The following is a 25,560-nucleotide window of genomic DNA, read 5'->3' as shown; positions in this document are numbered from 1 at the left end:
ACCCGGCACGTTCGGGGTCTTTGTTCCCGCCGGCGGCTCCGAGGGGCCGTTGCCGGCCAGCACGAACATCTGCATGGCGGAACGAAGCGGACGCAGCCACACACCAGTTACGCCAGTACAGAACGGATACTTCCCTGTGGATCCCATGAACATCGTCTTGTTTGCAATGCTCGGAATCTTTATCTTCATGATGTTCCGCCGCAACAAGAAGACCAAGGAGCAGCAGGCCACGCTGCAGTCCCAGTTCGAGCCTGGCGTCGAGGTGATGACGAGCTTTGGCCTCTTCGGCCGGATTGTCTCCATGGACGACGCCGAGAACAAAGTGGTCCTGGAGCTCTCACCGGGAAACCTCGCCACAGTCCACCGCCAGGCAGTCACCAAGATCGTTGAGCCTGCCGTTGTTGCCGACGAGGAGCCCACCCTTGTCCCCAACGACGCGTCCTCACTGACCAACCAGGACCTCGGCACCCCGGCGGCCGCCACCGAAACCCCCGAAGAGACCCTGAAGCGCCTCAACGATGAGGGCAAAAAGGACAGCTAGCCCACCGGCTGCCGCTCCGCATCAGGCTTCATAACACCTCTACGGCTGCGGACCTCCGCCGGTGGGAGCAACAGGCTCACACCGGCGGTTCCTCCGTAAATAAGAGAAAGATCGACAATGGCACGAACTGGCCCCAAAAACACAGGCCTGCGGGTCCTGGTGTGGCTCGGCGTAATCCTCGCCGTGCTGACCGCTGTCTTGGCCGGCGGCACCATTGCCGGCCAGGCAAGTTGGGCACCTAAGCTGGCGCTCGACCTCGAGGGCGGCACCCAGATGATCCTGGCTCCCAAGGTTGAGGGCGGTTCGGACATCAATGAAGAGCAGCTCAACCAGGCGGTGGCGATTATTCGCCAACGTGTTGACGGCTCCGGTGTTGCCGAAGCGGAGATCAGCACACAATCCGGGCGCAACGTTGTAGTCAGCCTTCCCGGGACTCCCACGAAAGAAACCCGCGACCTGATCCAGGCCTCCGCGGACATGAACTTCCGCCCCGTCCTGCTCAACGGCGATGCCGCAGCTGTACCTACCGAGGCGCTCACGCCCGAGGACCAGCTTCCGAAACCGACGGCGGCACCGGCCAACGGCAGCGACATCAACTGGATCACGCCCGAGGTATACCGGCAGTTCGAAACCCTGGACTGCAACAACCCGCCGGCGGACAACCCGGCCGCCTCCGATCCCACCCAACCGCTGGTCACGTGCGAGCCCGCCACCGCAAAGACTCCGGCGATCAAATACATCCTGGGCCCGGTTGAGGTCAAGGGCAGCAACATCGTCACCTCCTCCTTCCAGCTGCAGCAAGGCTCCCAGGGCGCAGTGACCAACCAGTGGGCAGTCAATATCCAATTCGACGGCGAAGGCACCACCAAGTTCAAAGAGGTCACCGAACGCCTGAACCAGTTCTATGTGGCCGCCGGCGGCGAATCCGGTAACGATCCGAAAGCCCAGTTCGCTATCGTTCTGGACGACCGGGTCATCTCCGCCCCGAGGTCGCTGGCCATCATTACCGACGGCCGCCCCCAGATCACCGGCAACTTCAATGAGCAGTCGGCCAAGGCCCTTTCGGACCAGCTCCGCTTCGGGGCCCTGCCCATCAGCTTTGAAATCCAGAGCGACCAGCAGATTTCCGCCACCCTCGGTGGTGAGCAGCTGCGGATGGGCCTCCTTGCCGGCATCATCGGCTTGCTCCTTGTGGTGGTCTACTCCCTGTTCCAGTACAGGGCCCTGGGCTTTGTCACCATTCTTTCGCTGGTGGTGGCGGGCGCCCTGACCTACCTGGCCATTGCGATCCTCGGCTGGACGGAAAACTACCGGCTTTCCCTTGCCGGCGTTGCCGGGCTCATCGTGGCGATCGGCCAGACCGCTGACTCGTTCATTGTGTACTTTGAACGAATCCGTGATGAACTCCGCGAAGGCCGCGGCCTGGTTTCGGCGGTGGAGAACGGCTGGAAGCGCGCCAAGCGCACGGTGCTGGCTTCGAAGGCCGTCAACCTGCTCGCCGCGCTGGTGCTCTACTTCGTAGCCGTGGGCAACGTCCGCGGGTTCGCGTTCACCCTTGGCCTGACCGCCATTGCCGACCTCATCGTGGTCTTTATGTTCACGCACCCGACGCTCCAACTCCTGGCGCGGACCAAGTTCTTCGGCGAAGGCCACTCGTTCTCCGGCTTGGACCCCAAGCGCCTGGGTGCCGTTCCGCTTTACCGCGGGGCAGGCCGCCTGCGCACGCCGGAGGCCAAGCCGGCAGTAGTCCGGGCCAAGAACACCGGCGCCGCCGCCGAAGCTGAACGGCGCATGACCATCGCGGAACGCCGCCTCGCGGAAAAGCAGGGGCAGCTTACCGGCTCCTCCAAGAGCGCAGCCAAGGAGAACAAGTAATGTCCAGCTTTGCCACTTTCGGTAACGAGCTCTACACGGGCAAGCGGTCCTACAACTTCGTGGGGGCCAAAAAGATCTGGTTCCTGATCGCCTTGGTAGCGGTTGCGCTCTCCATCGTGATTCCCGTGGTCAAGGGCGGATTCAACCTCGGCATCGAGTTCCGCGGCGGTTCTGAGTTCACGGTTTCCAATGTGAAGGACACCGACCCCACCCTTGGTGAAAATGTTGTTCAGGACGTTGTGGCCGGCAGCGTGCCGCGCGTTGCGAACGTCGCTGGCACCACCATGCGGATCCAGACGGACAAGCTCACGGACGATGAAACGCTCAAGATTAAGGAAGGCCTCACCACGGCCTACGGCGTCACCGACAACGAAGTGACGTCTACCTTTATCGGGCCCACCTGGGGTGCGGACGTCACCAAGCAGGCGCTGATGGGCCTGCTGGTCTTTGTGGGACTGGCTGCGGTGCTGATGGCGCTGTATTTCAGGACCTGGAAAATGTCGGTGTCCGCCCTGACCGCAATGCTCGTGACGATGTTCATCACTGCCGGCGTCTACGCCCTCAGTGATTTTGAAGTGACGCCGTCAGCCATCATCGGGTTCCTGACGGTGCTCAGCTATTCGTTGTATGACACCGTTGTGGTCTTCGACAAGATTCGGGAAAACACGGCCGATCTGGATGCTTCCACGCGCCGGACATTCGCGGAGGAAGTCAACCTCGCCGTGAACCAGACCCTGGTCCGCTCCATCAACACCATGATGGTGGCCATCCTTCCGGTGGGTGCCATCCTGTTCATCGGAGCCGGCCTCCTGGGCGCAGGAACACTGCGCGACTTGTCGCTTGCCCTGTTCGTCGGCATCCTCATTGGGACGGCGGCCACGATCTTTGTGGCGGCGCCTATGTACGCTTGGCTGCGACAGAGCGAGCCCGAGCTGGTCAAGCACGCCAGGAAAGTCGAAAACCGCAGGGCCGACAAAGCTGCCCGGGCGGAAGAGGCTGCGGCCCCTGCCGGGGCCTGACTTCATGCACGGTATCGGGCCGGGCGCCGCGGAAAATTTCGCGCCGCCCGGCCCGTACGCATTTATGGACCGGTTACAGAAGTGAACAGCCGGGGGAATAGACTGGGGTAATTAACAGGGTCGTGAGGGGTGCTTCATTGGAAGAACGTTCGGCATCGGTGCCAATGGCAGGCGGGGATGAGCAGCCGGGCCACGGAGCTCAGGCCGGGCTGACTGCTTCCGCACGCCCTGGAACGGGTGTTCCGGTGGACAACTCCGGCGCGCGGGCCACGTTTCCCGGACGTCGGGAGCGGACGCGTTCCCGTTTGGCCCGCCTTACCGGCCGGGGCGCCACCACATATTCACCGATCCTTGAGCCGCTGCTGCGGACGGTGCGGGCGAACAACCCCAAGGAAGATTTCGACCTCATCCAGCGCGCCTTCGACGTTGCGGAGAGGAGCCACCGCGGGCAGAAACGCAAGAGTGGCGATCCCTACATCACGCACCCTGTCGCCGTAGCCACCATCCTCGCCGAACTGGGCCTCAGTGGGACCACTCTGGCCGCCGCACTGCTTCATGACACCGTTGAGGACACACCGTATACGCTGACGGACCTCAAGAAGGACTTCGGCCCGGAAGTAGCCATGCTGGTGGACGGCGTCACCAAACTGGACAAGGTCAGCTTCGGTGAAGCGGCGCAGTCAGAGACCGTCCGCAAGATGGTTGTGGCCATGGCCAAGGACATCCGTGTCCTGATGATCAAGCTCGCCGACCGGCTCCACAACGCCCGGACCTGGCGGTTCGTCTCCGCCGAGTCGTCTGCCCGGAAAGCCCGGGAAACGCTGGAGATCTTTGCGCCCTTGGCCCACCGGCTTGGTATGAACACCATCAAATGGGAGCTTGAGGACCTGTCGTTCGCTGCCCTCTACCCGAAGGTCTACGAAGAAATCGTCCGGATGGTGGGGGACCGCACGCCGGAGCGTGAAAAGAGCCTGAGCGTCATCCGGGACCAGATTACCGAGGACCTCCGTGCCGCCCGGATCAAAGCCACCATCACCGGCCGGCCTAAGCACTATTACTCGATCTACCAAAAGATGGTGGTCCGGGACAAGGACTTCGACGACATCAACGACCTCATGGGTGTTCGTGTGCTGGTCGATTCCGTGCGGGACTGCTATGCGGCACTCGGCACCATGCATTCGCGCTGGAACCCGCTGCCAGGGCGTTTCAAAGACTACATAGCCATGCCGAAGTTCAATATGTACCAGTCGCTTCACACCACAGTGATAGGCCCGGGCGGCAAACCCGTGGAGATCCAGATCCGCACGCACGAAATGCACCGCCGGGCTGAGTACGGCGTCGCTGCGCATTGGAAGTACAAGGATCAGCCCAACCGTACCGCCGTTGGCCCGGGGAGCCCCCGTGATGGCGACATGGGGTGGCTGAGGTCGCTGGTTGACTGGCAGCAGGAAACGTCCGATCCGGGAGAGTTCCTGGATTCCCTGCGGTTTGAGATCAATGCCCGTGAGGTGTTCGTCTTCACCCCCAAGGGTGAGGTGATGGCCCTGCCAGCCGGATCAACCCCCGTGGACTTTGCCTATGCGGTCCACACCGAAGTAGGGCACCGCACTATCGGTGCCCGCGTCAACGGCAAGCTGGTTCCGCTGAACAGCGAACTGAACCATGGCGACTGGGTGGAAATTTTCACCTCCAAGGCCGAGGGCGCAGGGCCCAGCCAGGACTGGCAGCACTTCGTCAAGAGCGCCCGTGCGCGGAACAAGATCCGCCAGTGGTTCAGCAAGGAACGCCGCGAAGAGGCAATCGACCGCGGTAAGGAACTCCTGACCCGGGCCATGCGGAAGCAGAATCTGCCGCTGCAGCGCCTGATGACGCACGAGGCGCTGGCGGCGGTGGCCGCGGACTTCAAGTATGTGGACATCTCAGGCTTGTACGCCGGTGTGGGCGACGGACACACGTCAGCGCAGTCGGTCATGGAACGGCTGGTTGAAAGCCTCGGTGGCAACGAAAGCACCGACGACGACATCACCGAAGTGAGTATCCCGACGCAGGTCACCAAGACCAAGTTCTCCGACTCCGGAGTGGTGGTGCGCGGTGTCGGCGATGTGTGGGTGAAGCTCGCCCGTTGCTGCACGCCCGTTCCGCCGGACCCGATTCTCGGATTCGTCACCCGCGGCTCCGGTGTGTCCGTGCACCGAACCGACTGCACCAATATTTCCGACCTCAAGGACCAGCCGGACCGGATCGTGGATGTTGACTGGGCTCCAACGCAGTCGAGTGTCTTCCTGGTCGAGATCCAAGTGGAGGCGCTGGACCGGAAGTCCCTCCTCTCGGACGTGACGCGGGTGCTCTCCGAGAACCATGTCAATATCCTGGCCGCCAGTGTGAACACTTCCAGTGACCGCGTGGCCATCTCACGGTTCGCCTTCGAGATGGGTGACCCCAAGTACCTCAGCCACGTCCTCAGCGCTGTCCGGCGCATCGACGGCGTCTTCGACGTCTACCGGACTACAGGGAACAAGCGCCGGAGTTAGCAGCGCAAGCTTTTCCAGGGCCGCCCGTTTGTGCGGGACCCTTGGGGTGGCTTCGATGGCCAGGACTAGCAGGCGGAGCCGGACGTCCTTCTCAGGGCGGGCAAGCAGTCCTGCCAGGGCGGGCAAGGCCCGGTGGGCGTCCACGTGCAGTGCGATGTCCACTGCGGTGCGGAGCGGGCTCGACACCATCAGCCCGCCCATGCTGACCACGTCAAAGGGCCCGAGCCTGACTTCATGGAGTGTGCAGCCCCGGGTGTTGCGGAGACTGGAAACCCGCCGTTTCGCATCCACGAGCAACGCCAGGTTGTCCGGCTCCTCGGCGCAGCCGTAGATCCAGGCCGCCGTCATCCTGCCTGCCACCACCCGCTGCCGCACTGCTGCAGGCACCGCGTTGGCTGCAGCCCTGGCCCTTAGCTGGGCCGAGACCTTAACGTCAGGCAGCGTATAGCCGCGCTGGTGGAACCGTGAAAGGACGCCGTCAGCCGCCAGGGTCTGCAGTTCCGGCCACGTGAAAGGCCGCCCCGGCGAGTAGAGGTCAGGGTGCTGGGGAGGTGACGGGGTGGCCATCCACCCATCCTGCCGCGTGCAAGCTTAAAAGGCACAGGCCCGGTTCCGGTTATGTGGATAACCGGAACCGGGCCTCAACGGCCGGGGGCTAGGTCCTAGGCCAGTTCGCTGGCGGAGCGCTGGATCTGGTCAAGCCAGGCCTGCCGCGCTTCAAGGGCTTCCCTTGCGGCCTTGATCTTTCGCTCGTCGCCGGCCTTCTCCGCCTTCTCGAGATCGTCCTGGAGCCCGGCAATGGCGGCCTCGAGCTGCGACAGTGCGCTGTTGGTGCGGGCCTTGGTCTCGGGGTTGGAGCGCTGCCAGTTTTCCTCTTCGGCGTGGCGGACTGCGTCCTCCACCTTGCGGAGGCCGGCTTCGATCCGTCCCATATCGGCACGGGGGACCTTGCCGGCTTCTTCCCAGCGGTCCCGGACGGACTGGAGCGCTTTCTTCGCGGCAGCCAGGTCCCTGACGGGCAGGATGGTATTGGCCTCAACCAGGAGTTCTTCCTTCACCGTGAGGTTGGCCGCGTACTCCTGGTCGATCTCTTCGTTGGCTGCCTGCCGGGACGTGAAGAAGACGTCCTGGGCGGCGCGGAAACGGGCCCAGAGGGCGTCGTCGTCCTTGCGGCTTGCCCGTGGGGAGGCCTTCCAGTCATCCATGAGCCGGCGGTACTCGCCGGCGGCGAATCCCCAGTCGGTGGAGGAGGACAGTTCCTCGGCCTCAGCGATGAGCTTTTCCTTGGCCGATTTTGCGGCCGAGTTGGTGCTGTCCAGCTGGGAGAAGTAGGCGCGGCGGTGGCGGTCAAACACCGTCCGTGCGGCACGGAACCGCTTCCACAGCGCATCTTCGTTGCTGCGGCCAAGCCGGACTCCGCTCTTCTGGGCCGTCTTCCAGCTTTCAAAGAGTTCGTTCATCCGTGCGCTGGAGGTTTTCCACTGGATCTGGGTAGGATCCTGGCCTGAGATTTCCTCGGCTTCGGCCACGATTGCCTCGCGGGCTGCGAGCTCGGCGGCGCGTACGGCATCGTGCTCTGCCTTCTCCGCCTTCTCAAGCTCGGTGATCTGGGCCGACACGGCATCGAGACGGGCTTCGGCGGACCGGAGGTCACCCACCATGTTCCGCTCTGCCAGCTGTTCGCGCAGGTGGGTGACGGTCTTCTGCATGTCAGTGCTTGGAGCTTTGGAGCTGACGCGCTGCTCGAGGAGCAGGACCTGCGCCACAATGTCGTCATATTTCCGCGCGAAATACCCGAGGGCCTCATCGTTGCTGACATCCGGGTATTGGCCGACCGGGTGTTCCTCGCCATCGATGGTCAGGAACACGTGGCCGTCACCTTCGACGCGGCCCCAACGTGCAGCTTCCGCAAGTGAGGTGGCTGAAGCAACAGGTGCCGCGGCTGCGGCGGGCGCGGCTGCCGCCGGCTTGGGCCGGGCCGCAAAGGCTGCCGGCGACGGAGCGGGACGCGGTGCGGGGGTCGGAGCCGCCAGCTGTGCAGCATCGGGTGAGTCCTGCGCGGAGTCAGCCAGCGGCGCTTCAGCCTGCGGGGCCTCGGGCGCCTCAGGTGCGGAGTCAGCCAGCGGCGCTTCGTCCTGCAATACCTCGGCTGGCGCGGCGTCAGCCTGCGGAGCCGCGGCCTCGTCCGTTACTGCCTCGTCGGTCACTGCCTGGTCAGCTACTGCCTGCTCAGCCTCGGGGGCCGTTGCCTCGGTCAGGTCTGCTGCTGTTTCGTCGGATTTCTGACTGTCTGTCACCGCTAAAAGTCTTTCGCTTGGAGGAAAATACTCACATACCGCACCCCGGCCATGAGGCCGGGCTCCCTACTTCAGAGAAACCGAGTCTATCGTGACTGGTTCCAGGGGCGCGCCGTCCGTGTCGCTGCTGCCGGGAGTGATTCCCGCCGCGGCGATTCCGGACACCACATCCAGTCCGGATGTCACCTTGCCCACCACCGTATAGCCGCCGGCCGTATCGGCCGGAATCACGGTGTCTTTGTAGACAACAAAGAACTGTGTGCCGTTGCCGTACGCGTTGTTGCCCGTCCTGGCTACGGCAATGGTGCCGGCCGGGTAAAGGTTGTCAGCCGGGACGTTTTCCAGCGGGCCCCACGTGTATTCGGGATTTCCGCCGCCCTTGCCATCGGCAGATCCGCACTGCAGCACGCCAAAGCTTTCACTGGTGGTGAGCCGGTGGCAGGTTTTGCCCGTGAAGTAGCCGTCATCGCTGAGGGACTTGAAGACGGCGGCCGCCTGGGGTGCTTTGGTGCCGTCAAATTCGACACCGAGGGTGCCGCGATTCAGGGCAAGCTCGCCGGTAAACACCTTCCCGGCGGCAGTTTCCGGCGACGGGATGTTGGCCGCGTTGGTGGGCGGCGCGGAGGTTGCGGGGGAGGAGGGAGTGGTCAGGCCCGCCTCCAGTGCGGCGAATTCGTCCTCGGTGGGATTACCTGCAAAGGCCGTGAGCTGAAGGACGACGGCGAGCAGCACCGCGGCAGTTCCCGCACCGGCGGCAATGACATTGTCGCGTTTGCGCCGTGACTCCTGGTCCCGCCGCAGCTCGCGCTTTGCCTCCATCTGCTGGATACGCCGTTTGGCTTCGCGGGCACTGCGTGAACTGGCCGCCAAGGGTCCTCCTGTAAGTCGGTCTGCGGCCGGGCGGTCAGCGCCCCGGCACAGTGGTCTGGCGGCAGCCATCCGAGTCTCCTGCCGCCGTATTAGAGATGCGGGCGGATGACGCATAAACTGACTGCCGCACATAGTTTATGCATGAGTTGCTGGACAGCCGCCGTTCCTGGCCCGTTTCGGGCGGAATGCCGGGCAGAGTCCCAGGCGCCTTTCATCAAGAGGAGAACATCCACCATGGCACGCACCGCCTCCCTGTCCGGATTCCCCGAGTGGCTTCCTGAGGAGCGGCTGGTGGAGCTGCACGTGCTGGACACCCTCCGCAACGTTTTCGAGCTGCACGGCTTCGGGTCCATCGAAACCAGGGCAGTGGAAACTGTCGGCCAATTGCTGCGCAAAGGCGAGATCGATAAAGAGGTTTATGGGCTCAGCCGCCTCCAGGATGACGAGGCTGACTCAACCGATGCAGCCAAGGCGGGAAAGTTCGATCCGCATGCCCTCGCGCTGCACTTCGACCTCACGGTGCCCTTTGCCCGCTATGTAGTGGAGAACGCCGGCTACCTCGCGTTCCCCTTCCGCCGCTACCAGATCCAGAAAGTCTGGCGCGGCGAACGCCCGCAGGAAGGTCGGGCCAGGGAATTCACCCAGGCCGACATCGACGTTGTGGGCGACGGCGAGCTGCCGTTCCGCTACGACGTGGAAATCGCTTTGGTTATTGCCGAGGCACTGCGCGCGCTGCCCATTCCGGACTTCCGCCTTCGCATCAACAACCGCAAACTCGCCGAGGGCTTCTACCGTGGCATCGGCCTGGACGATACCGCCGGTGTGCTCCGGAGCATCGACAAGCTGGAAAAGATCGGCCCCGCCAAGGTCGCGGAACTGCTGAAGACCGAGCTCGGCGCAACCGACGAGCAGGCGCAGCTGGCATTGAAGCTGGCGGGAATCCGTACAGAAGACACCACGTTCGTGGCCCAGGTCCGCGCTCTTGGCGTCACCAACGACCTGCTCGAGGAGGGCCTGAACGAACTGGAGCAGGTCATCGAGGCCGCCGTACAGCGTGCGCCGGGCAAGGTGGTGGCCGATCTCAGCATCGCCCGCGGCCTCGACTACTACACGGGCACCGTGGTGGAAACCGTCCTGGTGGGACACGAGCAGCTGGGCTCCATCTGCTCAGGCGGCCGTTACGACGCCCTGGCGAGCAAGGGCAACCGCAAGTTCCCCGGCGTCGGCCTTTCCATCGGCGTTACCCGGCTGGTGTCCCGCATCCTCAGCCAGGACCTTGCCAAGGCTTCCCGTTCCGTCCCCACAGCTGTGCTGGTTGCGCTGACGAACGATGACAGCTGGGGTGCGGCGCAGGATGTGGCTGCCCAGCTCCGCAGCCGGGGCATCGCCACGGAGGTGGCGGCCAAAGCAGAGAAATTCGGCAAGCAGATCAAGTTCGCGGACCGCCGTGGCATCCCGTTCGTCTGGTTCACCGATGACGAAGGCAACCACCAGGTCAAGGACATCCGGTCCGGGGAACAGGTGGTGGCGTTCCCGGAAATCTGGACGCCGTCGTCGGAAGATCTCACCGTGCAGGTGACCACCACCCCCACGGCGGTAGCTGCCCAGCACGCCTGAGCGACGCCACAACGGCGTGAATCAGCGGCGCAGCCGGAGCACCAGAAACCGGACTGCGACGCCGGCGGCCAGCACGGCGGCCATCCCCAGCACAGAGGCCGCCGGCAGTGTGAAGGCAAGCAGCAGGCAGCCGGCGAAGCCGGCCACGTTCAGCCACTTTGGTGCATGGAATGGGTGCTCCTCCAGCGTGAAGGCCGCAGCGTTCGTGACCGCGTAATAGATCAGCACGCCGAAGCTGGAGAACCCCACCACGGTCATCACATCAGTGGTCACGAGAAGCAGGATCACGACGGCGGCCACGGCAAGTTCCGCCACGAACGGCACCGTGTGGCGGCCGCCCACCTTGGCCAGCGCACTTGGCAGGTCCCGCTCGCGCGCCATGGCCAGGCTGGTCCTGCCCACCCCCGTAATGAGCGCCAGCAGGGCTCCGAGGCTGGCGGCCGCCGCACCGGCCTGGACCAGGGGCGCTCCGGCGGCGAGCCGTGAAAGGAGCACGGCGTCCAGCAACGGAACATCGGTGGCCGCAAGCCGGCCGTCTGGCAAATGGCTTTGGAGCAGGAGCGCCAGCCCCAAGTAGATGACAAACGCCGCGCCCAACGCCGCGAGGATCGCGCGTGGAATCGTCCTGGCCGGATCCTTGACTTCCTCGCCGAGCGTGGCAATCCGGGCGTAGCCGGCAAACGCGAAGAACATCAGGCCGGCTGCCGGCAGTACGCCTCCCAGCCCTCCTGCAACGGGCCCACCGGCGACGTGTCCGCCCCCGCCTGGCGCCGCGCCGGCTGGATGCGGCCCGACCACTGCGGCTACCGCCACAAAAACGAGAGTGGCCAGCACCAGGCACAGGAGGACCCTGGTGAGCAGTGCCGTCCGCGTGATGCCGAACATGTTCACCACCGTGAGGGCAACGACGGCCGCAATGGCAACGGGAACGGCGTAGTCCGGGGCCACATAGTGGCCGAAGGTCAGTGCCATGGCTGCGCACGACGCCGACTTTCCGCTGACAAAGCCCCACCCGGCGATAAAGCCCGGCCACTCGCCCAGCCGCTTCCGGCCGTAGATGTACGTCCCGCCGCTCGCCGGATACCGTGCCGCCAACTCCGCCGACGCGACGGCATTGCAGTAGGCCACGGCGCCCGCAACGAGGACAGCCAGGACTAGGAATTCCCCGGCCAGGCCCGCCGCCGGGGAGAAGACCACAAAGACGCCGGCGCCAAGCATCGAACCGAGTCCTATGGAGGTGGCGTCAAACACGCCCAGCCTCCGCTGAAGTTGCCGGTGGGGGTTCATGGGGGAGCGGGGCCTTTCCAGCGGGTAAACTCAGACGGGATTGTTCCCGGAATGATCCTATGCATCTTTAAAGTCTTGAGTTTTCCCTGCTGTCTCTTTCAGAAAGGTGTGCTGTGCTGCGCACACATGACCTCGGATCCCTTCGCTCCGAGCACATTGGACAAACCGTAACTCTGGCTGGCTGGGTTGGCCGCCGCCGCGATCACGGTGGAGTTGCCTTCGTGGATCTCCGCGATGCGTCCGGCGTGGCCCAGGTTGTGGTCCGTGAAGAAGAGGTCTTCCACGGTCTGCGCAATGAGTACGTCCTGCAGGTCACCGGCACCGTCTCCCAGCGGCCCGAGGGCAACGAGAACCCGGCCCTCGCCACAGGCTCCATCGAGGTCATGGCGGACAAGGTGGTCATCCTGAACACCGCCGATCCGTTGCCGTTCCAGATCGATGAGCACGTCGAAGTGGGCGAGGAAGCCCGCCTGAAGCACCGCTACCTTGACCTGCGCCGCCCGGGCCCTGCGCGCAACCTTCGCCTGCGCTCCGAAGCCAACCGGATCGCCCGCGAATTGCTCCACCAGGACGGTTTCGTCGAGATCGAGACCCCCACGCTGACACGTTCGACGCCGGAAGGCGCCCGTGACTTTGTGGTCCCCGCCCGCCTCGCGCCGGGTTCCTGGTACGCGCTGCCGCAGTCCCCGCAGCTTTTCAAACAACTGCTGCAGGTGGGCGGCTTTGAGAAGTACTACCAGATCGCGCGCTGCTACCGCGATGAGGACTTCCGCGCGGACCGGCAGCCGGAATTCACCCAGCTGGACATCGAAGCCAGCTTTGTGGACCAGGACGACATCATTGCCCTGGGCGAAAACATCGTCAAAGCACTGTGGAAGCTGATCGACGTCGAGATCCCCACGCCCATTCAGCGCATCACGTACGCGGACGCGATGGCACGGTACGGCTCGGACAAGCCTGACCTGCGGTTCGGTGTGGAGCTGACCGAGCTCACCGAGTTCTTCAAGGACACCAACTTCGGTGTCTTCAAGGCCCCCTACGTCGGTGCTGTGGTCATGCCCGGCGGCGCCTCCCAGCCCCGCCGCACCCTGGACGGCTGGCAGGAATTTGCTAAGCAGCGCGGCCACAAGGGTCTGGCATATGTCCTGTTCAAGGAAGACGGCGAGCTGGCCGGCCCGGTCGCCAAGAACCTGACCGATACAGAGCGTGCCGGCCTGGCCGACGCCGTGGGTGCGACGCCGGGCGACTGCATCTTCTTCGCTGCCGGCGAGAAGTCTGCTGCCCGCGGTCTTCTTGGTGCCGCCCGCGTGGAGATTGGCCACCGCACCGGCCTGATCGACCCCAGCGCGTGGGCCTTCTGCTGGGTGGTGGACGCGCCGATGTTCGAGCCGGCCGCCGCCGCGGTTGCTTCCGGTGACGTCGCCGTTGGTGCCGGCTCCTGGACTGCCGTCCACCACGCCTTCACTTCGCCCAAGCCGGAGTTCATGGACTCGTTCGACAAGGACCCTGAATCGGCCCTGTCCTACGCCTACGACATTGTCTGCAACGGCAACGAAATCGGCGGCGGTTCCATCCGTATCCATGAGCGCGACGTCCAGGAGCGGGTGTTCGAGCTGATGGGCCTGGACCGGGAAGACGCCCAGACGAAGTTCGGGTTCCTGCTCGAGGGCTTCAAGTTTGGCGCGCCTCCGCACGGCGGCATTGCCTTCGGCTGGGACCGCGTAGTGGCATTGCTCGCCGGCGTTGAGTCCATCCGCGATGTCATCGCGTTCCCGAAGACCGGCAACGGCTACGACCCCCTGACCCAGGCTCCGGCGCCCATCACGGCGCAGCAGCGCAAGGAAGCCGGCGTGGATTTCAAGCCGCAGGCTAAAACGGAAGAGCCCAAAAAGCCGGAAGCCTAGACGGCCGAATAGCTTAGGCACTGCATTTCGAGAGGCTCCCCGGGGTAACCGGGGGGCCTTTCGCCTAGGAAGGGTGACATGACAGCTCCAGCTCTGCCCGACTATGAGGCGCTGATGGACGCTGCCTGGCCCGCGCCGGATCGCTCGGAATCCAACGGCTGGACACTGCGTGCGGCGTCCGGCGTGACGCAGCGCGCCAACTCGGTCTGGCCGCGCGAGCCGGGCCGTGATTCCCATGCCCAGTACGCTGCGCTGCAGGCGGCAAGGCTCTGGTACCGCGGCCGCCGGCTGCCGCTGATCTTCCAGCTGTTTGATGATCCCCGCTACACCGGACTGAATGCAGTCCTGGATGCGGAAGGTTTCACCCGGCAATCCGAAACCCTCGTCATGTGGCAGGACGCGGCAGCGGGCGGTGCGCGGCCCGGGCTCACTGCGCCGAAACCAATAGTGCCGGAACCCGGCGTCGAAACCTCCACCGAGCCCTCGGCTGAGTGGCTGGAGCTGTGGTGGCGGGTGGACGGCAGGGGTGGTGCCACCGAACTCGCCACCGCCCGCAGCATCCTGACGGGCTGCCCGTCGGTATACGCGCTGGTGAGGGACGACGACGGCGCTCCCGCCGCCGTCGGAGGGCTGGCGCTGCCTGCCGATAAGCCTGCCGTTGACGCCCGCGCGCCTGCTGGTACTGGTGGGGCAGTAGGCGGCCGGGGCGGGCTGTACTGTATGGCCACCCGCCCGGACGCCCGGCGTCGTGGCTATGCCCGTCGGATCATGCAGGCTCTCCTGCAGGAAGGCGCCGTCCGCGAGTTGGCAGGATACTGGCTGCTGGTCACCGCTGCGAACCACGGAGCGCAGCAGCTCTACGCCGACGCGGGATTCAGTGAAGCCTGGCGCTACATCTACCGGCAGGACAGGCCCAAACTGCACCTGACCGGCTGTTGAGCTCCAGCCGCCGCCCTTGCATCAGGAGACAGGCCTATGGTTGAACCTTCAATAAAAAGCGGTTACTATGAATTTATGACACAAACACTTGGCCAGCCCCCGGTTCTCTTTCTCAGCCACGGTGCGCCGCCGCTTGCCGACGACGCTACCTGGACCCGGCAGTTGCACGATTGGTCCGGCACGTTCAGCAAGCCCAAGGACATCCTGATGATCTCGGCGCACTGGGAAAATGCGCCCGTGACCCTCAGCGCCACCCAGCGGGATCCTGGCCTTGTGTATGACTTTGGCGGCTTCGCGCAGAAGTACTACGAGGTTCAATACAAAGCACCGCAGGCGCCCGGGCTCGCCGCGGAAGTGGAGCGGCTGGTAGGCGGTCACGGCCACCACGTGGAGCGTGACGAGAGCCGCGGGCTGGACCACGGCGCATATGTGCCACTCAAAGAGCTGTTCCCGGAAGCAGATGTCCCCGTAGTCCAAATGTCCATGCCCACCCTCGATCCGCAGGGCCTGTTCCACCTCGGCATGTCGCTGGCACCGCTGCGCGAACGCGGCACGCTCATCGTCGGCTCCGGGTTCACCACGCACAACCTGCGCTGGTTCAACCCTGCCGGCGGGCCGGACAGCGCTCCGCCGGCAGCCTCGAGCGAGTTTGACCACTGGGCAGAGGAAGCCATGGCCCGCGGCGATGTGGATTCGATCCTGGACTTCCTGAACAAGGCCCCGGCCGCGCGCCAGGCCCACCCCCGCAGCGAGCACTGGGCGCCGCTTTACGTTGCCCTCGGCGCTGCCTATGGGTCCGGCGAGCTGAACGCGAAGACCGCAATCGACGGGTTCTGGTACGGGCTGTCGAAGCGCTCCTGGACCCTGACCTAGGATCCGGGACGGTCTAGTTCCCTGCGTCGGCCACCTGAACCCGCACTGAGAAGATATCGGCCGCGGCCTTCTTGAGGACTGAGCCTTTGGGGTCCGCCACGTCCAGGAAAGCCAGCCGGGGGACTGCGGCGTAAAGCCTCATGGCGGGCTGGTCGAGCACCAGGCCCGCCAGGGTCCGGTCACCGCCCGGGGCGAGGTACTCGATCGGGTGGCCGCCGAGGATCGCTGCCGCCTGGGCTGCCACCTTCTCCACCAGCTCGTCCGCCTGGTTGGCGCGGCGGCGGGCGAACCGCTGCTGGGATTGGCCGCCCGCAGCGGTCCGGCCCTGCACGTATTTGGATCCGGTTTTGGACGCCACCACGGCACCCTCCCGCGCCACCGCCACTCCATAGCCGCCGCGACGCACCAGCACCAGGCCGGCCGTCCGGGGCTGGCCGGCCACGGACGCCAGGCGCTCCAAGGGATCGCTGCCACGCCCGGGGCGTCCGTCCGGAGGCCAGGGCGCCTGGAGCAGCGCAACGGTGCCGTCGGCCGCCAGCAGCCGCACGCCGTCGTCGTCATCGCTCAGCCGGAAGCCGCCGTGGGCGGCACCGAAACGCTCAACCCACCCGGCAAGTCGGGCCGCCGGCACAAAAGCGGTCCGAACGGATCCTTCACGGCCGGACCCCGCCCGGGCTGGTCCGGTATGGCTGACGCCGTCGGAGCTGCGTGCGGTCATGGCGGGTCCTCTTGTGAGCGTGCGGATTGGTGGTGCTGAACTATGAGTAGCCTATCTATGTGGATGATCTCTTCGGCCAGGGGCCCGGCAATGACGACGACGACAGTAACGAACCGTCGTTGTCCGACCGTGCCGGGGCAAGCCGCAGCGCTGCGCAGCGCAGTCCTTTGGCCGTCCGGATGCGGCCACGCACCCTCGATGATGTGGTGGGCCAGCAGCACCTGCTGGGGCAGGGCTCGCCCCTCCGGCAGCTCGCCGCAGGCACCGACGCGGTGGGTCCCGCCGGCCCAAGCTCCCTGATCCTGTGGGGTCCCCCGGGGACCGGCAAGACCACGCTCGCCCATGTGATCGCCAAGGGCAAAGGCCGGAAGTTCGTGGAACTGTCCGCGATCACCGCCGGCGTCAAGGACGTGCGCCGGGTGATGGACGAGGCCCTGACGGCCCGAGACCTCTACAAGACCACCACCGTGCTGTTCCTGGACGAGATCCACCGTTTCAACAAGGCACAGCAGGATGCGCTGCTGCCCGGCGTGGAGAACCGCTGGGTGGTCCTCGTGGCGGCCACCACGGAGAACCCGTCCTTTTCGGTGGTTTCCCCACTGTTGTCCCGGTCCCTGCTGCTGACCCTGAAGCCGCTAACAGACGCGGACATTGAAGGGCTCCTGCAGCGTGCTGTTGCCGATGAACGCGGACTGAACGGGAAAGTGGAGCTCAGTGCCGAGGCATTGGCCCACCTCGTCCGGCTGTCCGGCGGTGACGCGCGGCGCGCACTGACTGCCTTGGAAGCAGCCTCGGGTGTTGCCTTCGGTGACGCCGACGACGCCGATGAGAACTCGCCGGTATCCATCGAACTCAAGCACACCGAACGCGCACTGGATGTGGCCGCGGTCCGCTACGACCGGGCGGGAGACCAGCACTACGACGTAGCCAGCGCCTTCATCAAATCAGTCCGCGGCTCCGACGTGGATGCTGCCCTGCACTACCTCGCCAGGATGCTTGAGGCGGGGGAGGACCCCCGCTTTATTGCCCGGCGCATTGTGATTTCCGCCGCAGAGGACGTTGGCATGGCAGACCCCACCGCGTTGCAGACGGCAGTAGCCGCCGCCCAGGCGGTGCAGCTGATCGGGATGCCCGAGGGTCGGATTGTCCTCGCCGAGGCGGTGGTGCACCTCGCCACCGCGCCAAAGTCCAACGCCGCCTATATGGGCATCAACAAGGCCATTGCGGACGTCCGGGCGGGACTGGGCAACGGGATTCCGGCGCACCTGCGCGACGCGCACTACCCGGGCTCGAAGCAGCTCGGCCACGGCAAGGGGTACAAGTACGCGCATGATGCACCGCATTCCGTGGCCAGCCAGCAGTACCCGCCGGACGACCTGGTGGGCCGGGACTACTACGAACCCACCGCCAACGGCGCGGAGCGCGACATCGCCGTTCGCCTGGAACGGCTGCGGAAGATCATCCGCGGCAGCTGAGCCGGGTGGGGGAGGGTCGGCAAATCCTGCTAAGATAGTTCGTTGTCTGGCAAGGCACGGACGCAATCTCCCACATTTTCCAGTTTTCACTGTTTCTTGTTGGGGTAGCCCTGTGCCCAGTAGCAAAAGGCAGCGGTTGGCCGATGCTCTCCATTATGGAGGCCAGTAACACTGACACACCGCAGATATTGGAAGGACACAAGTGGCTAACAACACTCGTGCTCGCCGTACAGCACGCCTCTCGCGCGCACTCGGCATTGCTCTGACCCCCAAGGCCGCCAAGTACATGGAGCGCCGCCCGTACGGCCCCGGTGAGCATGGCCGTGCCCGCAAGAAGCAGGACTCCGACTACGCCGTACGTCTGCGCGAAAAGCAGCGTCTGCGCGCCCAGTACGGCATCCGCGAAGCCCAGATGACCCGTGCCTTCGAAGAAGCACGCCGCACCAAGGGCCTGACCGGTGAAAACCTGATCGAACTGCTCGAAATGCGTCTCGACGCCCTCGTGCTGCGTGCAGGCTTCGCCCGCACCATCGCCCAGGCCCGCCAGCTGGTTGTGCACCGCCACATCATGGTTGACGGCATCCGCGTTGACCGCCCGTCCTTCCGCGTCGGCGAGGGCCAGCTGGTCCACGTCCACAGCCGCAGCGAAACCATGGTTCCGCTCCAGGTTGCAGCAGCCGGCGCGCACCGCGACGTCCTGCCCCAGGTTCCGGCCTACCTGGACGTCAAGCTTGACGCCCTGCAGGCACGCCTGGTCCGTCGCCCGAAGCGCTCCGAGGTTCCCGTAACCTGCGAAGAGCAGCTCGTCGTCGAATTCTACGCACGCTAAATCCCAGCAGCGTATCCAAAGAAGCCCGTGGCAAGCGCCACGGGCTTCTTTGTATGTAAGGTACTTGGGGGACATCTGCGGAACGCATCAAGGCAGCGTGCGCGGACCGAAAAGATTCACGTCAGTTTCAAGGGAGTTGAACGTCTATGTCTGGTGGCGATATTGCCGGCCTGATCGCGGCCGGGGTGTTTGCGCTCCTGGTGCTGCTGCTCGCCGTACCCATCCTGAAGCTGGGCAGTGTCCTGGAAGAAATACGGACGTCCATCCGATCCATCAGCGACGGCGCCACGCCCCTGATGGACGAAGTCACCGCGACCGTAACCACCACTAACCAGCAGCTGAAGAAGGTGGACGGCATCGCCTCCAACGTTTCTGACGCGTCCGCGAACCTCTCCGCGCTTTCCTCCCTCGTTGCCGCCACGGTGGGCTCGCCTCTGATCAAGGTGGCAGCGTTCAGCTACGGAGTCCGCACCGCCCTCGCCAACCGCAAGAAGCCCGCGGCCGGCCGCCGCAGCCGCTAGCCACCGGAAGAACAGAACATGAAACGATTTGTCTGGATGGGAATCGGCGTCGCGATCGGAGTCATCGCGTTCCGTAAGCTCACTGAAGCCCAAGCAAACCTGGGGCCCGAGGGCCTGAACCGGGCCGTGGGCCGGCTGACCGACGGCCTCTACGACTTCGCGGACGCTGTCCGGTCCGGAATGCACGAGCGGGAAACGGACCTCCGCACGGCACTCGGCGTCGAATCCCCGGTGGTTTCACCGCAGGATGTGGCCCGGCGCTAAAGGCCGGAAAAACGCGAGAGAATTAAACCAGCAGTAGCGGCTTGCCCGGACTGCTCCCTGTATCAAACTGTCACGCACCAGAAACGCGTGAGCCAAGAAGGGTAAGTAATCAGCTCATGAAGTCGCAGGAGATCACCAAGCGCTGGATCGACTTTTTCGTCAGCAAAGGCCATACCGCGGTTCCCTCCGCCTCGCTGGTCTCCAGCGACCCCTCACTGCTGTTCACCGTCGCCGGCATGGTCCCCTTCATTCCCTACCTGACCGCCCGCGAAGAAGCACCGTTCTCCCGCGCCACGAGCATCCAGAAGTGCATCCGCACCGGTGACATCGAGGAAGTGGGCAAAACCGCCCGCCACGGCACGTTCTTCCAAATGTGCGGCAACTTCTCGTTCGGCGATTACTTCAAGGAAGACGCGATTAGGTTCGCCTGGGAACTACTCACCACGAGCGTGGACGACGGCGGCTACGGCCTGCCGCCCGAACTCCTGTGGGTCACTGTGTACCAGGACGACGACGAAGCCCGTGACCTGTGGCTTAAGAACACCGGCGTCCCCGCTGAGCGGATCCAGCGCATGGGCAAGGCTGATAACTACTGGCACACCGGCCAGCCCGGCCCCGCCGGCCCCTGCTCGGAAATCTACTACGACCGCGGCCCTGCTTACGGCGTTGAAGGCGGCCCGCTCGCGGACGAGAACCGCTACGTCGAAATCTGGAACCTGGTCTTCATGCAGTACCAGATCGACAATGTCCGCTCCAAGGACGACTTCGACATCGTGGGTGAACTGCCCAAAAAGAACATCGACACCGGGCTGGGCATGGAACGCCTCGCCATGATCCTGCAGGGCGTCGAGAACATGTACGAGACGGACCAGGTCCGCCCTGTGATCGACAAGGCCGCCGAGCTGTCCGGCCGGGAGTACACCTCCGCCGAAACAGCGGACGATCCCCACCACACGGACGATGTCCGCATGCGGGTTGTGGGCGATCACATCCGGTCCGCCCTGATGCTGATCGCCGACGGCGTGACGCCCTCAAACGAAGGCCGTGGCTACGTCCTGCGCCGCCTCATCAGGCGTGCGGTGCGCTCGATGCGCCTGCTTGGCGTCGAAAAGGCCTGCCTGCCGGACCTGCTGCCGGCCTCACGTGATGCCATGAAGGGCGTCTACCCGATCGTGGCGACGGACTTCGACCGCATCAGCCGGATCGCCTACGCGGAAGAGCGGGCCTTCCTGCGCACCATCGCTTCGGGCACCGCCCGCCTGGAGGATGCTGTGACGGTATCCAAGGCCGCCGGTGCACCGCTGTCCGGCGCCGACGCATTCGCCCTGCACGACACCTACGGCTTCCCGATCGACCTCACCCTGGAAATGGCTGAAGAAGCCGGACTCAAGGTGGACGAGGCCGGTTTCCGCGCCCTCATGCTCGAGCAGCGCCAGCGCGCCCAGGCCGATGCCAAGGGTAAGAAGGGCGGCCACGCGGACCTCAGCGCCTATCAGGAGATCCTGGGTGAGGGCGAGACCGTCTTCACCGGCTACGAAGAGCTGGACGGCGAGGCCCGCGTCCGTGGCCTCCTCAGCGGCGGCCAGCGGGTCGCCCACGCCGCTACCGGTGACGAAATCGAGCTCGTCCTCAACGAGACCCCGTTCTACGCCGAGGCCGGTGGCCAGTCCGCTGACACCGGGCTCATCACCGGTGACGGCTTCGTCGTCGAAGTCCTGGACGTCCAGCGCCCCGTCAAGGGCCTGAGCGTGCACAAGGCGATCGTCCGTGAAGGCGAGATCTCCTCGGACGCCCTGGTGCGCGCCGCCGTCGACCGTGAACGCCGCCATGCTGCGGAGCAGGCCCACACCGGCACCCACATCGTGCACGCCGCCCTGCACCAGATCCTCGGCCCGCAGGCCACCCAGCGCGGCTCCTACAACAAGGCCGGCTACCTGCGCTTCGACTTCGCCTGGGGCGAAGGCCTGAGCACCGCCACGCGTTCGGAAATCGAGGAGGTGTCCAACCTGGCCATCCGCAACAATTACCGGGTGGACACCAAGGTGATGGCACTGGCCGAGGCCAAGTCACTCGGGGCCATGGCGCTGTTCGGCGAAAACTACGGCAGTGAAGTGCGGGTTGTGGAGATCGACGGCGCGTGGTCCCGTGAACTGTGCGGCGGCACCCACGTCTCCAACACGTCCCTGATCGGCAGCCTGTCGCTGCTGGGCGAGCAGTCCGTCGGCTCAGGAAACCGCCGCGTCGAAGCCTTCGTGGGCATGGACGCCTTCCGCCATCTCGCGGCCGAACGCGCCCTGGTGACCGAGCTGACCGAGATGCTCAAGGTACCCTCCGGCCAGCTCGCCGACAGGATCGCCAGCACGCTGAACAAGCTCAAGGCCACCGAGAAGGAACTGGACCGCCTCCGCAAGGAACAGCTCACCGCAGCGGCTGCCAACCTCGTGGGCACCGCCCGGGATGCCGCCGGCATCCGGGTCATCGCGCACGACGCCGGCCAGATCGGTGGTGCCGACGACGTCCGCAATCTTGCCCTTGACCTGCGCAACCGGCTCGGGTCCGAGGCCTCCACTGTGGCAGTGGCCGGCGTCAGCAATGACCGCCCCATGATCCTGGTGGCCACCAATGAGGCCGCCCGGGAAGCCGGCGTGAAAGCCGGAGCCCTGGTGCGGCTCGCTGCGGGGATCCTCGGTGGCGGCGGCGGTGGCAAGGACGACGTCGCCCAGGGCGGCGGCACGGACGCCACCAAGGTCGCCCCGGCGCTTGCTGCCGTCGTGGACGCCATTTCCCGGCGCTAAGGAACCCGTGACTGAACCTGTTGCAGCCGCCGACTACCCCCAGGGCATCAAACTGGGGGTAGACGTCGGCACCGTCCGAGTGGGAGTGGCCATCTGTGACCGGGATGCCATCCTGGCCACGCCATATAAGACCCTGGACCGGAACGCCAAGAAGAACTCCGACGTGCGGGTGATCGCCTCGCTCGCGCAGGAACTCGGCGCCGTCCAGGTCATCGTGGGGCTGCCGCGCACCATGAAGGGGGAAGAACATGCCTCCGCCCGGATGGCCGCCGAGTACGCGGAGCTGCTCGCGGCAGAGCTGGCCGGCCGGGCCCTCGATGTGCCCGTGAACCTCGTTGACGAGCGGCTCAGCAGCGTCACGGCCCACCGTAGCCTGCACGAAGCTGGCATGAGCAGCCGCAACCACCGTAAAGTGGTTGATCAGGTTGCGGCGGCAGGCATTCTCCAGCACGCCATCGACATGCAAAAAGCCAGGGGAACGGACGTTGGGAGCCGCGTGAGCGCGCCGCCCCGTCTGCAGCCTTCCGGAACAGGCGGGTCAGCCCAGGCTGCCGCCTCCGTCGCCGAAGGCAAGTCTCCACCTCAGAACACGGAAGGCCACAGTGAGCCCGTCCAATAACGATGACGCCTCAGGCGCCACCAATCATGATGGCGCCAGGCCGCTGACCCGAAAAGAGCTCCGCGCATTGGAGAAGCACACCGAGGACACCAACGCGGTTCCGGAACAGGCCTATCAAACGGGCCAGGATGTGCCTTTGCCTGCACAGGAGCCTGAAGGTTTCGAGGCTCCCGCGCCGGAGCCCGTCACGCCCGAGCCAGTCACTCCGGTGGTGCCTGAACGCGAGCCTTCTGTGGCGGCCGAACCTGTAGCCGGGCCGGTAGAGCCGGTCGCGGAGCCGGTCCAGGCACACCAACCGGTGGTCCCCATGCAGCCGGACACTCAGCCCTCCATCCAGGACGCGGCGCCCGCCGAGGCACACCACCATCACCAGGATGCTGCCCAGGAGTTCCACGAGGACCCTGACCAGGCCGTGCACGCCCCGGAGGCCGAGCCCTACGAGGGTCACCCGACCGGGTATGCCCATGCCGACGGTCACCGTTACGAGGACCACCACTACGAGGACCAGCATTACGACGGTCACCACTACGAAGAGCAAGATCAGCATGGGCACTACCTCGACGACGGGCATGACGCGCATCCTGACACCCACCCCGACGCCGGCCTGTTCGCCGGGGCAGCTGCGGGATCAGTAGTGGCAAAGCCCTCCAAGAAAGTGCGCCGCAGGCGCCGTCTCCTGGCCCTGTTCCTGACGCTCGTGGTGTTCGTGGCCGCCATTGCCGTGGGCGCGCAGTTCCTGAAGCCCCTGCTGGGAAGCGACAAAGCGAGCGACTACCCCGGTCCGGGCTCCGGCGAAGTCCAGGTTTCGGTCCAGTCCGGTGAGGGTATGCGGTCGGTAGCAGCCAAGCTGGAAGCCGATAAAATCGTCGCCAACGCGGACACGTTCCTGCAGGCATTTGCGGCTTCCGGCGGCACGCTGACACCGGGGGATTTCACCTTCAAGTCGGAGATGAAGAACTCCGATGCCGTCAACGTCCTCCTGGGCCACGACAAAACCAAGGTCATCTACTTCGCCCTGAGCGCGGGCCTGCGGATCGATGAATCACTGCAGGCGATTTCCGAAGGATCGGGCATCAAAGTGCAGCAGCTGAAGCAATTCAGCGATTCCCCGCAGCAGTTTGGCCTGCCGGCAAACGCCAAGAACCTTGAGGGCTTCCTGCATCCCGGCGAGTACCGGTTCCCGCTCGGCACCCCGGCGAAAGACATCCTCCAGGCCCTGGTCAAGACGACCACCGACGAGCTCGTGGCGCAGGGCATTACCGATCCCGCGAAGCAGTACGAGGCAATCATCGTGGCCAGCATTGTCCAGGCCGAGGGCGGCCAGGCCGAGTATGGCGACGTTGCCGGCGCCATCTACAACCGGCTCAAGCCCAACGACCAGACAGGCGGCTTCCTGCAGGTGGACTCGGCCGTCACGTACGGACTGGGCACCAGGAGCTTCAACTTCACCGATGAGCAGCGCCAGGATAAGTCAAATGTGTACAACACGTACGCCAACCCGGGACTGCCCCCCGGCCCCATCGGCTCGCCCGGCAAGACAGCCATCGATGCTGCCGCGAAGCCCAAGACCAACGACTTCCTGTACTGGGTGACCATCAACCTGGACACCAAGGAAACCAAATTCTCCAAGACTCTCGCCGAGCACAATGGTTACGTGGAGCAGTACAACAGCTGGTGCCGGGCAAATACCGGCCGCTGCGCGTGAGCCTTCGGGCGGCAGTGCTGGGCCACCCGATCAGCCACTCCAAGTCACCGGCATTGCATCTGGCGGCCTACGCCAAGCTGGGGCTCGATATCGGCTACACGGCCGTGGACCTGACGGAGCAGGCCTTGCCCGCGTTCATGCAGCGGGTAAGGAATCAGGAAGGGTGGCGTGGCCTCTCGGTGACCATGCCGCTGAAAGCCGGCATGGTCAGTGAAGTGGATGAAGTCCGCGGTGTTGCCCGCACGCTGGGCGTCGTCAACACCGTCGCATTCGAGGAAGCCGGCGGGTCTGTCAGGCGGGTCGGCTACAACACGGACGTCGCGGGGATCGTCAACGCGGTCCTCAACACCGGGGTAGTGGCGAGTCCTTCCGCTGTAGTCCTGGGTGGAGGCGGGACGGCCGCAGCGGCCGTTGCCGCGCTGAAGGATCTGGGCACTGCGCATGCACAGGTGTTTGTCCGCGATCCGTCGCGGGCAGCCGAAGCGCAGGCCGCCGCCCGCGGCGTTGGCTTGGCTATCGACGTCCGGCCGATGACCGAAGCCGCCACTCCCACGGCGAGTGCCGACGTCGTGATTTCCACACTCCCGCCGCGCGCGGCCGACACCCTTGCCGCCGAGATCGCAGCCTTGGGAGTCAGGACGCCGGGCGTTTTGCTTGATGTGGCCTACGAACCCTGGCCGAGCAAGATCGCTACGGTCTGGCAGGCCGGCGGCGGAACTGTGGTCCCGGGCCTGGAAATGCTGCTGTACCAGGCGGTGGAACAGGTGCGCTTGTTTACCGGCCGCGGTGACGAGGTTAACGCAGCAGTCATAGATGTGATGTGTGACTCAGTCGGCCTTCCCCGACGGGCGTTCTGACAGCCATACGTGGCAGGATGGAAA

The 25,560-nt window shown here is 65.1% G+C and carries 21 protein-coding genes; 16 read left to right on the top strand and 5 right to left on the bottom strand.

Features of this window, described 5'->3' with window-relative positions:
• Nucleotides 1-145: 145 nt before the first annotated feature.
• The 4 genes from yajC to AC1MCD_RS10675 all read left to right on the top strand — a co-directional run bounded on the left by yajC (nucleotide 146) and on the right by AC1MCD_RS10675 (nucleotide 5,966).
• Nucleotides 146-541: a preprotein translocase subunit YajC gene (gene yajC, locus AC1MCD_RS10690; RefSeq protein WP_498678289.1), complete on the top strand. Its 396-nt coding sequence runs from the start codon at nucleotides 146-148 to the stop codon at nucleotides 539-541.
• Between the two features lie 117 nt (nucleotides 542-658).
• Nucleotides 659-2,416: a protein translocase subunit SecD gene (gene secD, locus AC1MCD_RS10685; RefSeq protein ID WP_498671781.1), complete on the top strand. Its 1,758-nt coding sequence runs from the start codon at nucleotides 659-661 to the stop codon at nucleotides 2,414-2,416.
• Complete coding sequence (secF, locus tag AC1MCD_RS10680; protein WP_498671779.1) at nucleotides 2,416-3,435, top strand: protein translocase subunit SecF; 1,020 nt, start codon at nucleotides 2,416-2,418, stop codon at nucleotides 3,433-3,435. The genes secD and secF overlap by 1 nt, the downstream gene beginning before the upstream one ends.
• Before the next feature lie 137 nt (nucleotides 3,436-3,572).
• Complete coding sequence (locus tag AC1MCD_RS10675; RefSeq protein ID WP_498671775.1) at nucleotides 3,573-5,966, top strand: RelA/SpoT family protein; 2,394 nt, start codon at nucleotides 3,573-3,575, stop codon at nucleotides 5,964-5,966.
• Here AC1MCD_RS10675 and AC1MCD_RS10670 read toward each other — a convergent pair.
• From AC1MCD_RS10670 to AC1MCD_RS10660, 3 genes are all read right to left on the bottom strand, one after another.
• Complete coding sequence (locus tag AC1MCD_RS10670) at nucleotides 5,847-6,533, bottom strand: type IV toxin-antitoxin system AbiEi family antitoxin (protein WP_498671773.1); 687 nt, start codon at nucleotides 6,531-6,533, stop codon at nucleotides 5,847-5,849. The genes AC1MCD_RS10675 and AC1MCD_RS10670 overlap by 120 nt on opposite strands.
• A 95-nt stretch (nucleotides 6,534-6,628) precedes the next feature.
• The gene (locus tag AC1MCD_RS10665; RefSeq protein WP_498671771.1) at nucleotides 6,629-8,263 is read right to left on the bottom strand and encodes a DUF349 domain-containing protein; all 1,635 of its coding nucleotides are present in this window, start codon (nucleotides 8,261-8,263) and stop codon (nucleotides 6,629-6,631) included.
• Between the two features lie 66 nt (nucleotides 8,264-8,329).
• Nucleotides 8,330-9,133 (bottom strand): peptidylprolyl isomerase, encoded by an 804-nt coding sequence (locus AC1MCD_RS10660; protein WP_498671769.1) that lies wholly within the window; start codon nucleotides 9,131-9,133, stop codon nucleotides 8,330-8,332.
• 234 nt (nucleotides 9,134-9,367) lie between these two features.
• On the opposite strand from AC1MCD_RS10660, the gene hisS reads away from it, so the two are divergent.
• A complete protein-coding gene (gene hisS / locus AC1MCD_RS10655) occupies nucleotides 9,368-10,750 on the top strand; it encodes a histidine--tRNA ligase (protein ID WP_498671767.1) in 1,383 nt (460 codons plus the stop codon).
• Nucleotides 10,751-10,771: 21 nt separating this feature from the next.
• On the opposite strand, the gene AC1MCD_RS10650 is transcribed toward hisS, so the two are convergent.
• Complete coding sequence (locus tag AC1MCD_RS10650; protein ID WP_498671764.1) at nucleotides 10,772-12,037, bottom strand: APC family permease; 1,266 nt, start codon at nucleotides 12,035-12,037, stop codon at nucleotides 10,772-10,774.
• A 113-nt stretch (nucleotides 12,038-12,150) separates the two neighbouring features.
• Here AC1MCD_RS10650 and aspS point away from each other — a divergent pair, with 113 nt between their 5' ends.
• The 3 genes from aspS to AC1MCD_RS10635 all read left to right on the top strand — a co-directional run bounded on the left by aspS (nucleotide 12,151) and on the right by AC1MCD_RS10635 (nucleotide 15,753).
• On the top strand, nucleotides 12,151-13,941 hold the full coding sequence (aspS, locus tag AC1MCD_RS10645) for an aspartate--tRNA ligase (RefSeq protein WP_498671762.1): 1,791 nt from the start codon (nucleotides 12,151-12,153) through the stop codon (nucleotides 13,939-13,941).
• Nucleotides 13,942-14,019: 78 nt separating this feature from the next.
• Nucleotides 14,020-14,880, top strand: coding sequence for a GNAT family N-acetyltransferase (locus AC1MCD_RS10640; protein ID WP_498671760.1), 861 nt, complete (start codon nucleotides 14,020-14,022; stop codon nucleotides 14,878-14,880).
• Between the two features lie 75 nt (nucleotides 14,881-14,955).
• Nucleotides 14,956-15,753, top strand: coding sequence for a dioxygenase family protein (locus AC1MCD_RS10635; RefSeq protein ID WP_498671758.1), 798 nt, complete (start codon nucleotides 14,956-14,958; stop codon nucleotides 15,751-15,753).
• Between the two features lie 13 nt (nucleotides 15,754-15,766).
• Here AC1MCD_RS10635 and AC1MCD_RS10630 read toward each other — a convergent pair whose 3' ends face one another.
• Nucleotides 15,767-16,471, bottom strand: coding sequence for an acVLRF1 family peptidyl-tRNA hydrolase (locus AC1MCD_RS10630; RefSeq protein ID WP_498671756.1), 705 nt, complete (start codon nucleotides 16,469-16,471; stop codon nucleotides 15,767-15,769).
• A gap of 59 nt (nucleotides 16,472-16,530) precedes the next feature.
• Between AC1MCD_RS10630 and AC1MCD_RS10625 the strand changes: the two genes are divergently transcribed.
• The 8 genes from AC1MCD_RS10625 to AC1MCD_RS10590 all read left to right on the top strand — a co-directional run bounded on the left by AC1MCD_RS10625 (nucleotide 16,531) and on the right by AC1MCD_RS10590 (nucleotide 25,536).
• On the top strand, nucleotides 16,531-17,946 hold the full coding sequence (locus AC1MCD_RS10625; RefSeq protein WP_498671754.1) for a replication-associated recombination protein A: 1,416 nt from the start codon (nucleotides 16,531-16,533) through the stop codon (nucleotides 17,944-17,946).
• A 202-nt stretch (nucleotides 17,947-18,148) separates the two neighbouring features.
• The gene (gene rpsD / locus AC1MCD_RS10620) at nucleotides 18,149-18,775 is read left to right on the top strand and encodes a 30S ribosomal protein S4 (RefSeq protein WP_190988295.1); all 627 of its coding nucleotides are present in this window, start codon (nucleotides 18,149-18,151) and stop codon (nucleotides 18,773-18,775) included.
• Between the two features lie 146 nt (nucleotides 18,776-18,921).
• Entirely contained in the window at nucleotides 18,922-19,296 is a 375-nt protein-coding gene (locus AC1MCD_RS10615; protein ID WP_164199570.1) for a DUF948 domain-containing protein, read from the top strand.
• Between the two features lie 18 nt (nucleotides 19,297-19,314).
• A complete protein-coding gene (locus AC1MCD_RS10610) occupies nucleotides 19,315-19,560 on the top strand; it encodes a DUF6167 family protein (RefSeq protein ID WP_498671751.1) in 246 nt (81 codons plus the stop codon).
• A gap of 116 nt (nucleotides 19,561-19,676) precedes the next feature.
• The gene (gene alaS / locus AC1MCD_RS10605) at nucleotides 19,677-22,355 is read left to right on the top strand and encodes an alanine--tRNA ligase (protein WP_498671750.1); all 2,679 of its coding nucleotides are present in this window, start codon (nucleotides 19,677-19,679) and stop codon (nucleotides 22,353-22,355) included.
• Nucleotides 22,356-22,362: 7 nt separating this feature from the next.
• A complete protein-coding gene (gene ruvX / locus AC1MCD_RS10600; protein ID WP_498671748.1) occupies nucleotides 22,363-22,974 on the top strand; it encodes a Holliday junction resolvase RuvX in 612 nt (203 codons plus the stop codon).
• Nucleotides 22,958-24,679, top strand: coding sequence for an endolytic transglycosylase MltG (mltG, locus tag AC1MCD_RS10595; RefSeq protein ID WP_498671746.1), 1,722 nt, complete (start codon nucleotides 22,958-22,960; stop codon nucleotides 24,677-24,679). Before ruvX ends, mltG begins: the two co-directional genes overlap by 17 nt.
• Nucleotides 24,676-25,536, top strand: coding sequence for a shikimate dehydrogenase (locus tag AC1MCD_RS10590; RefSeq protein WP_498678288.1), 861 nt, complete (start codon nucleotides 24,676-24,678; stop codon nucleotides 25,534-25,536). The genes mltG and AC1MCD_RS10590 overlap by 4 nt, the downstream gene beginning before the upstream one ends.
• The last annotated feature ends 24 nt before the right edge of the window (nucleotides 25,537-25,560 follow it).

The sequence above is a fragment of the Arthrobacter sp. BF1 genome, from assembly GCF_056680215.1.
Note: the sequence above shows the minus strand (reverse complement) of the source record. Positions and strands in the feature narration are given on the sequence as shown.